The 12,595-nt window shown below is 63.8% G+C and carries 10 protein-coding genes, 1 tRNA gene and 1 pseudogene; 6 read left to right on the top strand and 6 right to left on the bottom strand.

Going from position 1 to position 12,595, the window contains the following annotated elements; translation table 11 throughout:
* The first annotated feature begins 115 nt into the window (after positions 1–115).
* The gene (locus ACAG24_RS13760) at positions 116–3,877 is read left to right on the top strand and encodes a YobI family P-loop NTPase (RefSeq protein ID WP_370472787.1); all 3,762 of its coding nucleotides are present in this window, start codon (positions 116–118) and stop codon (positions 3,875–3,877) included.
* A 341-nt stretch (positions 3,878–4,218) separates the two neighbouring features.
* Here the strand turns inward: ACAG24_RS13760 and ACAG24_RS13755 are convergent.
* From ACAG24_RS13755 to pgm, 4 genes and pseudogenes are all read right to left on the bottom strand, one after another.
* Positions 4,219–4,512 (bottom strand): annotated as a pseudogene (locus tag ACAG24_RS13755) (DsbA family protein); the annotation flags it as partial.
* 149 nt (positions 4,513–4,661) lie between these two features.
* Positions 4,662–4,734: transfer RNA gene (locus ACAG24_RS13750), tRNA-Ala, on the bottom strand.
* A gap of 53 nt (positions 4,735–4,787) precedes the next feature.
* Entirely contained in the window at positions 4,788–6,083 is a 1,296-nt protein-coding gene (locus ACAG24_RS13745; protein WP_370472786.1) for an MFS transporter, read from the bottom strand.
* Entirely contained in the window at positions 6,080–7,714 is a 1,635-nt protein-coding gene (gene pgm, locus ACAG24_RS13740) for a phosphoglucomutase (alpha-D-glucose-1,6-bisphosphate-dependent) (RefSeq protein ID WP_370472785.1), read from the bottom strand. Before pgm ends, ACAG24_RS13745 begins: the two co-directional genes overlap by 4 nt.
* 59 nt (positions 7,715–7,773) lie before the next feature.
* On the opposite strand from pgm, the gene crcB (ACAG24_RS13735) reads away from it, so the two are divergent.
* Genes crcB (ACAG24_RS13735) through mbtM form a run of 5 tightly spaced genes read left to right on the top strand, consistent with a single transcriptional unit; the run spans position 7,774 to position 11,456 of the window.
* The gene (gene crcB, locus ACAG24_RS13735; RefSeq protein ID WP_370472784.1) at positions 7,774–8,169 is read left to right on the top strand and encodes a fluoride efflux transporter CrcB; all 396 of its coding nucleotides are present in this window, start codon (positions 7,774–7,776) and stop codon (positions 8,167–8,169) included.
* Positions 8,166–8,534 carry a fluoride efflux transporter CrcB gene (crcB, locus tag ACAG24_RS13730; RefSeq protein ID WP_370472783.1) on the top strand — a complete coding sequence of 123 codons (369 nt, stop codon included), beginning with the start codon at positions 8,166–8,168 and terminating at the stop codon, positions 8,532–8,534. Before crcB (ACAG24_RS13735) ends, crcB (ACAG24_RS13730) begins: the two co-directional genes overlap by 4 nt.
* Positions 8,531–9,562, top strand: coding sequence for a putative PII-like signaling protein (locus ACAG24_RS13725; RefSeq protein WP_370472782.1), 1,032 nt, complete (start codon positions 8,531–8,533; stop codon positions 9,560–9,562). The genes crcB (ACAG24_RS13730) and ACAG24_RS13725 overlap by 4 nt, the downstream gene beginning before the upstream one ends.
* Before the next feature lie 47 nt (positions 9,563–9,609).
* A complete protein-coding gene (locus ACAG24_RS13720; protein WP_370472781.1) occupies positions 9,610–9,888 on the top strand; it encodes an acyl carrier protein in 279 nt (92 codons plus the stop codon).
* Positions 9,885–11,456: a long-chain-fatty acid--ACP ligase MbtM gene (gene mbtM, locus ACAG24_RS13715; RefSeq protein WP_370472780.1), complete on the top strand. Its 1,572-nt coding sequence runs from the start codon at positions 9,885–9,887 to the stop codon at positions 11,454–11,456. Before ACAG24_RS13720 ends, mbtM begins: the two co-directional genes overlap by 4 nt.
* A gap of 42 nt (positions 11,457–11,498) precedes the next feature.
* Here mbtM and ACAG24_RS13710 read toward each other — a convergent pair whose 3' ends face one another.
* Together ACAG24_RS13710 and ACAG24_RS13705 are read right to left on the bottom strand one after the other, a co-directional pair.
* On the bottom strand, positions 11,499–12,098 hold the full coding sequence (locus tag ACAG24_RS13710; protein ID WP_370472779.1) for a GNAT family N-acetyltransferase: 600 nt from the start codon (positions 12,096–12,098) through the stop codon (positions 11,499–11,501).
* Between the two features lie 37 nt (positions 12,099–12,135).
* Positions 12,136–12,567, bottom strand: a complete 432-nt coding sequence (locus ACAG24_RS13705) for a hypothetical protein (protein WP_370472778.1) — start codon at positions 12,565–12,567, stop codon at positions 12,136–12,138.
* Between the last annotated feature and the right edge of the window lie 28 nt (positions 12,568–12,595).

Here is a 12,595-nt window from a genome sequence, read left to right as displayed (position 1 = left end):
ACAGCCTGCCACTAGCATCTCGCAATGCAAGCCGATTACCGGGTCATGCATTGCCTGCATGAAATGCGCAAATGCTCTGGCCGGGCGATGCCACGCACCAGCTCACGCTAGCTCCGTGGCTGGAAGGAAACGTAGTGGGAGTCATACCTTGAGAGAGCGCCCAAGCAAAGATGCCGTTTCTGATAGCGCTGAAAACGACGCGGCTCAAGTCGTCCGCAACGCGCCTGCATCTTCAGCGAAGCTCAAGTCACTCGCTTCCCACTACGACGAGGACCAACACGCGAGCTATGTAACGCGATTGGAAGCTGCGGTCGGTGATACCCACAACCGCAATATTGCTCTAAGCGGCCGATACGGCACGGGTAAGTCAAGCGTGCTCGACCGGTTCGAGGAGCTTCGCAAGTCGTCGACTCTGCGGCTTGCGATATCTACGCTAGCTCCCGGCACAGACGGAACGACGTTGACCAACCGGATCCAGAAGGAGATTCTGAAGCAACTCGTCTATAGCGCTGGGCCGCAGACCCTGCGCCACTCTCGCTTCCGTCGACGGGGCCCGCTGTCCAATAAGCGAGCAATCGCAGAATCAACGCTCTTTGTCATCGTGATCGGTTCGCTTCTCAGTCTGCTCGGACTGCTTCCTACCAAAGTCGCGACAATCGCTGAGCAATCACCGTTTGCGCGTATTGCCGTGTGGCTTGCAATATTCGTTTTTCTCGTTGCTGCTTGCGCCGCCCTTCGAATCATCACCCACAACCGATTCGTAGTGTCAGATGTGTCCGCCGCGGGTGCAACGCTGAAGCTCTCCGCGCCTACAAATACGTACTTCGACGAGTATCTCGACGAGATCGTCTTCTTTTTCGATCAGGAACCGATTGATTTTGTTCTCTTCGAGGATTTGGACCGCTTCGACGACCCTCAGATATTTCAGGCACTCCGAGAACTCAACACGCTCCTAAACAACACACCGCGACGGCGCCAGAAGACCGCGCGTGCCGAACCGTTGAGATTCATCTATGCGGTCCGCGACAGCCTCTTTGAGCGAATCGGCGAAAAGACCGACAAGCAGAGCGGCGACGCTGCGCGGATCGAGACGGTTCGCGCGAACCGGACGAAGTTCTTTGATGTCGTCATCCCTGTGGTGCCGTTCATTTCTCATCGCACAGCCCGTGAGCATCTTCAAGAACTACTCGATACGTCCGGCATCGCCGGTGTTGACCTCGCTCTAATCCAACTGGTGGCGCGGCACGTCACTGACATGCGACTACTTCTCAATATCCACAACGAATATCTCGTGTTTGCGGAACGGCTTCTCGAATCGGACAAGGTTGCGCCCGCCCTCTCCGCGAGCAAACTGTTCGCACTCATTGCGTACAAGAACTTCCATCTCGAAGACTTCGAGAAGATCCCCCGCCGGACTAGTGACCTCGACAGCCTCTACGACCTGCACGTCGAACTCGTCAGCACATCCGTTCAGAGCCGGCAGCGAACGAAGCGCGAACTCTTGGCCAAGAATGCTCATCCTCCAGCGATAGCTCCGCTTGCCCTTAGCCTCGGTAGGCGCCTCTTAGCACAAGCAGAAGTGGAGAAGTCACGCGCCAACTACGCAAGCCATCAGGTCTATTTCACCGTCGGGTCCGAAGAGTACGACTCGGACCAGGTGACAAATCCCCCCTTTTGGGATGCAGTCATAGAGAATCACGCCGTATCGATCGGGATGCGAACGTCGCGGCAGTCAGCCGGAACAACGGTGCTCTCCCTATCGCAGGAGCTCCTCGAGGTCCTATTTCCCGACGCCTTACAAGGTCGTTGGCTGGAGCGGACGGACGACGCGACGCGCAAGGCCGTCGAGCAGATCGACCGGGAAGTCGACCAACTACGTGGCGCTGACTTCCACGACATGGCGACAGAAACCAAGTACACGCTTGCAATACCACTCGCGAGCGAGGTTGATACGGAGGAAAATTCCGCTCAACCAGCCAATTTCTCTCACCTTATAGACCGCTCCCTGAAGTCAGAGCTAGCAAGGGAGCTAGTCCGCCACGGCTACATAGACCGGAATTTCACAATCTACGCCGCCCAATTTTACGGCGACTTCTCCGGGATCGACGTCGCTACGTTTATCGTCCGAACAGTTCAGACCAACGACATCGCGATTAACTACCAGTTCACTAGCCCTGGAGCACTCCAAAGCTTGCTGTCTGAGACAGACGCGAGCTTCACAGACACCATCAGTGCTTACAACCTGCAGTTACTCGATTATCTGTTGGTGGAAGAGCCCGAACGCGCGGACGAGGTCATCAACCACGCCACCAGACACTTCGGCGTTCACGCCCAGGAATTCTTCGCAGCGTTCTTCACGGGCGACGGCGAACGCCAACGATTGGCGGAGCACCTGAGTCGTCGCGGTTGGCCGAAAGTATTCACGTATCTCTGCACTGACGAAGGCGTCCCAGCAGATGCCCGGACTGCGCTAGTCGACGCCGCTCTGCTGGCTGCCGATCCCGCGCGCAACTACGAAATCACAACGGAGTTTATCGACTTCTTACGCACCAACTACTTCCAGATGGAGGCTTTCACCGCTCCACACAGTGCAGAAGAAATAGACAACATTGCCGCGATGCTCCAACACGCGGGCCTGCTCGTACCGAGCATCGAAGTCATAGATCTCGAACTGAGAAATCGAATCGTCGACGACAAACTGTACGAGCTGACCGCTGCAAACCTGCGGACAGCGCTGGACGTGACTGGGGAAGTGTCGCTTGATCGCGCCATCACTCGGGCCGGCGTCTACCAACACTGCCTTACCCACCTAGGTGCTTATCTCGATGCCGTCGAAGCGGACGTCGATACCGACTACGCGGTTAGAAGTTCTGCAACCCTGATTGAAGCGCTTGAACACGCGGCCGATGAAGTCGAGACGGTTGAGCGACTGATCACGAACGCGTCGCCCGAGATTTGCTTGCCGGACTTGAGGGCAGCACCAGCCACCGCGTGGAGCTACTTGGCGAGCGGCCACCTCTTTCAACCATCACTTTCCAACGTTGAGGCCTATGTCAGCGAAATTGGCCGCGTGGACGAGTCTCTCGCGCGCCTCTTGGTCACCTCCGGACAGATCCACACCGATGAAGACACCGAGTCGGACAACGAGAATGAAGACCCAACGGTCAAGAAGACTGCCGTCGCAATCGCTCTGCTCAACGCGCACGAAAGCATCACGTCGCCAATCCATCGCGTCAACCTGGTTCGCAGTCTCGATATCCAGGAACCTCTACCGCCCGGCCAGATAGCCCCCGAGGCGACCGAACTTTTTGCGCTTCTCATCGAACACAGAATCGTGCCCGACGACGCTCCGACATTCGCTCACCTCAACCAGGGAGGATGGCCTGCAGTCGGCGCCGCAATTGCCGTGTCGACAAACATTCAGAACTTCCTGCAGCCCAACATGATAGAAGGAATGGTCGCCAACTTAATGGCGGACTCGGCTGCAAGTTCAAAGCTCGGAAGTACCGTACTAGCAGGGCTGAACGACTTCGTTGCGTCCGATAACGCTGAAGAACTCTCGGCCGCCGCACGTTTCGCGATCAAGACGAATTACGCTCTGCCCGTCGCTGAAATCGCACGGATCGCTCGTACCACTGGCAGCGCCGATCTGACCGTGGGAGCACTGAAGATCAGCAGCGCTGCCACTAGCGAAATCGTGAACATACTCAATGAACTGGGCGGCAAGTACAGCTATTTGTCAACGTGGGAACACGACGAGTTCGAGATCCCGAACGACGAAGCGCACGCATCCGTTTTCAGATCCCTCCACGAAGCGAACCTATGCAAGGTGACCAAAAAACGTGGCAAGCCAATCTTGATCGTCCGGCGCCCCTAGAAGGGTTATGCAACCAGCGCAAGCCCGAGCGGCCGCACGAACTCGCTGGGTTATGAGATACGAATCTGGAGTTTTCGCCTGTTCGCCGTGGCGCATATGTGCAGGTCAATACGGGTAAGGCGTCCTGCTCGTTGCACCGCATCCCGTCGATTTCAGGCGGTTCCGCAGAGTTTTCTTCCCAAACTATTTCCCAAGAATCGGGTCCGCGACGGTCGTCGGAACGTCGGCATGACCGCGGGCGCCGACGCAGAGCAGCACCGTCGGGCCATCTTCACATCGCCGCCGCCGAACAGTAGTGGAATCACGTCAGGGGCTCTGACATCGGATCCGCTGATTAAGAGTCAGCTGCTGCCGGGGGCCGACGGTGCTGGCGACGGGTTCGACAGCGCGTTTTCGATCGCAGTGCCGAGATCTGCGTACGACCGGAGCTGTACTTCCTCACCGTTGACGAAGAAGGTGGGAGTCCCCTGCACACCGAGAGCGGTGCCGTCTGCAATGTCTTCTTGAATTCGGTCGAGGGTGGCCGGTGAGTTGTACGCCTCGTCCCACGCCGCCATGTCGAGTCCGAGTTCGGAAGCGAACCCCCGGAAGACATCATCGGCTGGTACCTGCTTTTCGCCCCACTCTCGATGAGTCCGCTCTGGACCCGCGCAGTGTCGTCAGTTTCGGGCGTTCGAGTGTGGCGCCCACGTTCGAACGACGATTGTCGTCAATGCTGTCGTCAAACCGGTGGGTCGACTGAATCGAGAGGCCGTGATTGCGGTGTACTGCCTGTTCAAAAGGGTGGAGCTAAGGGGATTCGAACCCCTGACCCCCACACTGCCAGTGTGGTGCGCTACCAACTGCGCCATAGCCCCTTGTTGTGCTCATCGAAGCTACACCACGAGGGGGATGCCTTCAAAATCGCTGGTCACGGCACTTCTCCGCCGGCCTCGGGGCCGAGCGGACGCGACGGTGTGTGCTCGTGCGACGGCTTCGGCCGGGTTTCAGGGGCGAACACCCACCCCACGGCCGCAATGCCCAGAATGACGCCGCTGACCAGGAACGCCCACCCGAACGATGTGTACTGCGCGATCAACCCGACCAGCAGCGACCCGCCGATCGACCCGAAGTCGGCCATCATCTGGAACGTCGCGACCGCCGTGCCGCCCCGTGATTTGTTGCCCACCACGTCGGCGACCGCGGCCTGCTGTGGGGAGACGAAGATGCCGGTCGCCGCCCCAGCGACATACGCCGCCACCAGGAACACCGGCAGTGACGTGGTGAACCCGACCAGTGCCGTCGACACCGCCGCCAACGTCAGCCCGAGAATCACCAATTTGCGCCGCCCGAAGCGGTCTGACAGATAACCGCTGGGGATGACGACGGAGATGTTTCCCACCGCGAACGCGGTCAACGCCAGACCGGCTGCGCCCGGCCCTCGGCCCAGCACCTCCACGATGAACAGCGGCACCAGTGCGATCCGTAGACCGAACGACGCCCACCCCGTCGCGAAATTCGAGAAGAGGGCCGCCTTGTATGCCCGGTGGCGGAACACGGTTCGAAACGGCACCGGCGGTCCGGTGTCGTCGTCCGACTGCGCGACCACCGCCGAGTTCCGCAGGCTCACGAACACGACCGTGGCCGCGACCAACAGAGCGGCACCGTAGATCAGGAACGGTGCCGCCAGACCGAGCCCGGCGGTGAGACTTCCGAGGATCGGCCCTCCCACCGAGCCGAACATGAATCCCGACGAGAACAGCCCCGCGACGCGGCCGCGCGCGTCCGCGGGCGAAATTCGAATCATCAAGCCCAGCGACGAGACCGTGAACATCGCCGACCCGACCCCACCGAGGGTTCGGAAAAGCAGCAGTTGCCAATAGGTTTCGGCAAACGCGCATGCCGCGGTCGACACCGCGACGATGATCAGGCCGCTAATGTAGACACGCCGCTCCCCCAGCTTTTGCACCAGATAGCCGGCCGGCGGTGCCCCGACCAGCCGCATCACGGCAAAGGCGGTGATGATGAACGTCGCGGCGCTGATGCTCACACCGAAGTGGCGTGCGTACTGCGGAAGTACCGGCGCGACAACGCCGTAACCCAGTGCAACCACGACGTTCGCGGCGACCAGCACCCAGACTTCACGGGGCAACCGGCGTTTCACCGCACCGGCCGCTTTGCTCCTCGCGTCCGAAGCGGGACAGTCGCCCTCCGTCCGCGAACTCAAGCGATGACCTTGTTGACCACTTCGCGCGCAGCGTCCTGGACCTCGGCGAGATGCTCTGCGCCGCGGAAAGATTCGGCATAGATCTTGTAGACGTCCTCGGTGCCCGACGGTCGAGCGGCGAACCATGCGTTGTCGGTCGTCACCTTCAGGCCGCCCAGCGCCGCCCCGTTGCCCGGCGCCGTCGTCAACTTGGCCGTGATGGGCTCGCCGGCGAGCTCGGTTGCGGTGACCTGCTCGGGCGACAGCTTGGCCAGCCGCGCCTTCTGCTCCCGGTTGGCGGGAGCGTCGATGCGCGCATACGTGGGGGCGCCGTACTTCTCGGCCAGCTCGGCGTAGCGCTGCGACGGGGTCGAACCCGTCACCGCGAGGATCTCCGAGGCCAGCAGCGCCAGGATGATGCCGTCCTTGTCGGTGGTCCACACCGAGCCGTCGCGCCGCAGGAACGACGCGCCCGCGCTCTCCTCGCCGCCGAAGCCGATGGTTCCGCCGATCAGCCCGTCGACGAACCACTTGAAGCCCACCGGCACCTCGACCAGCGTGCGGCCCAGGCCTGCCACCACGCGGTCGATGATCGACGAACTCACCGCCGTTTTGCCCACCGCGGTATCGGAGGCCCATTCCGGCCGGTGTGCGAACAGGTAGTCGATTGCGACCGCGAGGTAGTGGTTGGGGTTGAGCAGTCCGCCATCGGGGGTGACGATGCCGTGCCTGTCGGAGTCGGCGTCGTTGCCGGTGGCAATCTGGTACGACTCCCGATTGGCTATCAGTGACGCCATCGCGTTCGGCGAGCTGCAGTCCATCCGGATCTTGCCGTCGGTGTCGAGGGTCATGAAGCGCCACGTCGCGTCGACGAGCGGGTTCACGACTGTCAGGTTCAGATCGTGGCGTTCGGCGATCGCGGCCCAGTAGTCGACGCTCGCTCCGCCCAGCGGATCGGCGCCGATCCGGATCCCCTCGGCGCGGATCGCATGGAGGTCGACCACGTTGGGCAGATCGGCGACATAAGCATCCAGGTAGTCGTGCCGCTCCGCGGTTCCGAGGGCGCGCGCCAGCGGAATACGCTTCACGCCCTTGAGTCCGTCGCGCAGGATCTCGTTGGCCCTCTTGGCGATGGCGCCCGTCGCGTCGGTGTCGGCGGGGCCGCCATTGGGCGGGTTGTACTTGAAGCCGCCGTCGCGGGGTGGGTTGTGCGACGGAGTCACCACGATTCCGTCTGCGAGGTCACCCTCGCGGCCCCGGTTGAATGTCAGAATCGCGTGGCTGACCGCGGGGGTCGGGGTGTAGCGGTCAGCCGAATCGATCATCGCCACAACGTCGTTGGCGGCCAGCACCTCCAGCGCGGACGCCCACGCCGGCTCCGACAACGCGTGGGTGTCGCGCCCGATGAACAGCGGACCCGTGGTGCCCTGCGCGGCGCGGTACTCGACGATCGCCTGCGTGGTGGCCACGATGTGGGCTTCGTTGAAGGCGGCATCCAGACTGGACCCGCGGTGCCCCGAGGTGCCGAAGACCACCTGCTGATCCACGTTGTCCGGGTCGGGGCTGACGGTGTAGTACGCCGTCACCACCGAGGCGATGTCGATGAGGTCTTCGGGCTGCGCCGGCTGACCGGCACGGGGGTTGGCCGCCATGACGATGATTGTCCTCCGTCCCCGAGACCGGCACCGTCTGGGTCGGCATACTTCACTGCATGGCGCTCGACCGGCGGGAACTGGCCGCAGTATTCGCCGGCGGCGCACTCGGCACCCTCGCGCGTGCAGGCTTCGAGGAACTCGCCGCGCCCGACCCCGGCCGATGGCCGTGGCCCACGTTCACGGTGAACGTCGTCGGCGCGTTCCTGCTCGGCGTGTTCGTCACGCGCTTGCTGGAACGCCTGCCGGTGTCGAGCTACCGGCGGCCATTCCTGGGCACCGGCCTGTGTGGCGGTCTGACCACGTTCTCGACGATGCAGGTCGAAACCCTCAGGATGGTCGAGCACGGCCACTACGGCCTGGCCGCGGGCTATGTCGCGGCCAGCATCGCGTTGGGCCTGCTCGCGGCGTACCTGGGCACCATGCTGGTGCGCCGCGCACGGGGATGGCGATGACGACCACGCTGGTGTGGGTCGGGGTCACCATGCTCGGCGGCTTCGGCGCAGTCGCGCGGCTGACGGTGGACAAGGCGGTCTCCCGACGCGCGCCGCGCGCGTTCCCGTACGGCACCCTGGTCGTCAACGTCAGCGGTGCCCTTCTGCTCGGATTCTTCGCGGGAATGGTGCTGCCCCCGCACATCGCCCTGATGGCGGGCACCGGGTTCGTCGGCTCCTACACGACGTTCTCCACGTGGATGCTGGAGACTCACCGCCTCGCCGAGGAGCGCCAGAGCTGGCCCGCGGTGGCCAACATCGTGGTCAGCGTCGGGCTCGGAATTCCTGCGGCACTGGCCGGGCAGTCGCTGGGAGCGCTGCTGTGACCGACATTCTCACGTTGAGGGTCTACTTCGCGGAGCGGGAGCGCAGCGGCCATCGGTTCCTGGCCGACGCGGTGCTGGACCTCTTCGAACAGCGTCGCGTCGCGACGAGCGTGATGCTGCGGGGAATCGCCAGCTTCGGGCCGACCAACGTCGTGCGCAGCGACCGCTCACTGAGTCTGTCCGAAGACGCACCGGTGGCACTCTCGGCAATCGACACCGCGGACACGATCGCCGCCTTGGCCGACGAGGTACGCGCCCTGATCAGTCGCGGCGTCGTCACCGTGGAGCGCGGGTACCGCCCTGAGACCACCTCGTATGACGAGGTGCGACTGTCGCTGCACCTGAACCGCCGCCACAGGATCGCCGGCGCGCCTGCGTACATCCCGGTGTGCGCCGTCCTGCGCCGACTCGGGTTCGCTGGGGCCGACGTCTACCTCGGAGTCGACGGCACAATCGCAGGCGTGCGCCACCGCGCGAGATTCTTCAGCCGCAACAGTGATGTGCCGCTGTCGATCGTCGGCATCGGCACCGGCGCGCAGGCCGATGCAGCCGTCGAAGAGGTCCACGCGCTGATCCCCGATGCGTGGTTCACCCTTGAACCGGTACAGGTGTGCAAGAACGCCGGTCGCCACCGGGCCGACCCGACGGCCGACGGCCCGTTCCACTCCTTGGTCGTCTCCACCTCGGAATGCTCCCTTCACAACGGGCGCCCGATCCACCGCGAGTTGATCCGACGACTCAGGGAATCCCCCCACGCCAGTGGGGCGACCGTACTGCGAGCGATGTGGGGTTTCCGCGGCGACGACCGCCCGCACGGAGATCGTTTCCTGCAGTTGGCTCGTCGGGTTCCGGTGACGACGGTGCTGCTGGATACGGCACCGAACATCGTTGCGTCCTACCCGATCGTCGACGAGCTCACCGAGCGGGAGGGAATTGTCACGTGCAGTGCGCTGGCCGGGATGCTCGAGATCCACTCCGGCCAGACTCACGGTTCGCTCGACCTGGACGACACAGGGCGGGCTCACTGAGTTGTGAGGGTAGCCTAGCTTTATCTGACGGAGTAACCTCTGCCGCCATGACCTCATCTCCCGCATCCTCTGCGCAGCCCCCGGATGCCGTCGGCGCCGCCCTTGAGGAGATTCTGCGCGACGACCTCAACGTCGACATGAGCCGCGTGACCCGCGACTCCCGCCTGGTCGACGACGTGGGCCTGGATTCGGTCGCGTTCGCGGTCGGGATGGTGGCCATCGAGGACAAGCTCGGCGTTGCGCTAACCGAAGAGGACCTGCTCACCTGCGACACCGTCGGCGACCTCGAGTCGGCGATCATGGCGAAGGTGCCCGCGGGCCGGTGAGCGTTCTCGCAACCGCGTTGTCGAAGGCCATGACGACCTCGACGCGCGACCTCGTGCTGCTCGACCGCGCCAGCGGCCGGTGGGTCCGGCACCCCTGGCAGGAACTGCATGTGCGCGCCGAGAACATCGCCGAACGCATCCTCGACGGACACGACGGCGCCGTCGGCCTCGTCGGGGAACCCACAGTCGAGTTCGTGGCAGCGATCCAGGGCGCCTGGCTCGCCGGGCGTGCCCTGTCGATCCTCCCCGGCCCCATCCGCGGAGCGGACAACGCGCAGTGGGCCCACGCGACGGCGGAGCGCTTCGCCGGAATCGGCGTCCGCCAGATCTTCACCCACGGCGACCATCCGGAGTTGTTGCGCACCAATGACTTCGGCTTGGCGGTTCACGACGTCAGCGCCGTCGGGCATTCGCGCCGGTCCACGACGCTCACCGCTGAGGCCGCCCCACCCGGCACACCCGCGGTGCTACAGGGCACGGCCGGCTCCACCGGAACGCCCCGGACCGCGATGCTCTCGCCCGAGGCCGTCAAGAACAACGTGAGCGCAATTCTCGAGCACACCGGAGTCGACAAGGACATCGACCGCGGTCTGACGTGGCTGCCGCTCTATCACGACATGGGCCTGACATTCCTGCTCACCGGGTTCATCACCGGAGCCGAGATGTGGTTGGCGCCGACGGCGTCGTTCGCGGCGTCACCGTTCCGCTGGTTGTCGTGGTTGTCGGAGAGCCGCGCAACACTTACGGCCGCACCGAATTTCGCCTACTCGGTGATCGGGAAGTACGCCCGGCGGGTGCCTGACGTCGATCTGAGTCACCTGCGTTTCGCGCTCAACGGCGGCGAGCCGATCGACTGCGACGGCTTCGAGCTGTTCCTCTCCGAACTCGGCCGGTTCGGGCTGGACTCCCGTGCGGCCGCCCCGTCCTACGGCCTGGCCGAGTCGACATGCGCCGTCGCGTCCCCGTCTCCCGGTACCGGCCTGTTGGTCGACGAGATCGCCGATCCGGCAACGAATACCGTGCGGCGGCACGCGGTTCTGGGTCGCGCGATCCCGGGCATGGAAGTTCGGATCACGCCGTCGGACCACACAGCAGACTCTGAGATCGGTGAGATCGAGATCCGTGGCACCTCGATGATGTCGGGGTATCTCGGGCAAGAGCCCTTGGCCTCCGAAGAGTGGTTCCGCACCGGGGATCTCGGCTATCAGACCGAGCACGGCCTGGTGGTGTGCGGGCGGGTCAAGGAACTCATCACCATCGCGGGACGCAACATCTTCCCCACCGAGGTCGAGCAGGTCGCGGCCGAGGTGCGTGGCGTGCGCGACGGGGCAGTCGTCGCCGTCAGCACCGAAAGCGACTCGGCCAGGCAAGGTCTCGTCATCGTCGCCGAGTTCCGCGGGCCCGACGAGTCCGGCGCCAGAAGTGATGTGGTGCAACGCGTTGCATCGCAATGCGGTGTGGTACCCGCCGACGTCGTCTTCATGGCGCCCGGCTCTCTGCCACGCACCAGCTCGGGCAAGTTGAAGCGGCTCTTGGTCAAGCAGGATCTCGAGGCTGCACGCGGATGACCGACGGCTACGCCGAGATGATCGGCGCAACAACGTAACAGATCACGCAGGCCGGTTCATCGCGTAGAGCGCCATCCGCCGGTTCGACATCTGATGCTCGCCCAGGAACTCGCACTTGGCGTATTCGCACAGGCGACGCGCACCGGCGTTGCGGTGGTCGGGATCGAACATGATGCGGCGGCACAGCGGCTCGATCTCGAACAGGCTCGCAGCCAGCCGGGGCAGCAGCAGCGGACCGAATCCGCGGTTGACGATGTTCAGGTCGGCGATCGCCGCGTGCAGCCCCAGGTCGTACGGCTCGGCGTCGTAGCGCGCAGCGATGGAGTCCTTGGCGGCGCGATACACCTCCACGTAGCCCTGCGGCTCACCCCTGAACATTCCGATCAGGGGCCGGGAGTACGTTCCCGCCAGCTGGGCCCTCAGGTAACCGTCCCACCACTCGACGGGCCGGTCGTACTCCCATGCGTGCGCCAGATGCGGACGGTTCATCCATTCGGAGATCACCGCCGCGTCGGTATCGGGATCCACGAGCCGAATCTCGTACGGGTCGGCCAGTTGCGGAATAGGCGGGGGCGGCACAGCGCACACCTCGGCGCTGATGTCGGTGAGCTCCCTCGGCAGGATCGGCAGAACGTCAGTCATCGTGACCGCAGAGTACCGGAGGCAGGTAAGGCTAGGCTTAGGCCGATCCCAGTAGCAGCAGCACTCCGCCGGCGAGAAGTGCGACGACCTTGACGAGCTCGAGTGCGACGTACGCATAGTGCGCATGCGACCGCGGACCTTCCGCCCCTGCCAACACCCGGTCCGATCGGCGGGTGAGCGCCGGGCGTACCAACAGGATCTGTGCGGCCACCATTGCCGCCGCGACGAGCAACGCCATTCGCGTCACCATCGAGACCGCTGAGCTCCATGTGGCAATCACTACACACGCGGCGAGCACCACCTCGCAGGTGTTGAGGGCGCGAAACACCAAACGCCCGATGCCGAGCCCGATCTGCAGCGTCACGCCCGGGGCGCGGAACTTCAACGGCGCCTCCAGGAAGGAGATCGCCAGCACCATACCCAGCCAGACGAAGGTCGCCGCAACCGCGACGGCGAGAGGGCCGTGCATTCGCGGAAGCATAGGTGACAAGGTGGAG

It is taken from the genome of Mycobacterium bulgaricum (assembly GCF_041287165.2).
In the GTDB taxonomy this organism is placed as follows: domain Bacteria; phylum Actinomycetota; class Actinomycetes; order Mycobacteriales; family Mycobacteriaceae; genus Mycobacterium; species Mycobacterium bulgaricum.
The sequence above is the reverse complement of the archived record's forward strand: the minus strand, read 5'-3'. Positions and strand labels throughout refer to the sequence as shown.

Coding starts and splice junctions, on each gene's coding strand:
- crcB (WP_370472783.1), top strand. CDS start 8,166: ATGACGACCACGCTGGTGTGGGTCGGGGTCACCATGCTCGGCGGCTTC.
- pgm (WP_370472785.1), bottom strand. CDS start 7,714: ATGGCGGCCAACCCCCGTGCCGGTCAGCCGGCGCAGCCCGAAGACCTC.
- ACAG24_RS13710 (WP_370472779.1), bottom strand. CDS start 12,098: ATGACTGACGTTCTGCCGATCCTGCCGAGGGAGCTCACCGACATCAGC.
- ACAG24_RS13705 (WP_370472778.1), bottom strand. CDS start 12,567: ATGCACGGCCCTCTCGCCGTCGCGGTTGCGGCGACCTTCGTCTGGCTG.
- ACAG24_RS13720 (WP_370472781.1), top strand. CDS start 9,610: ATGACCTCATCTCCCGCATCCTCTGCGCAGCCCCCGGATGCCGTCGGC.
- crcB (WP_370472784.1), top strand. CDS start 7,774: ATGGCGCTCGACCGGCGGGAACTGGCCGCAGTATTCGCCGGCGGCGCA.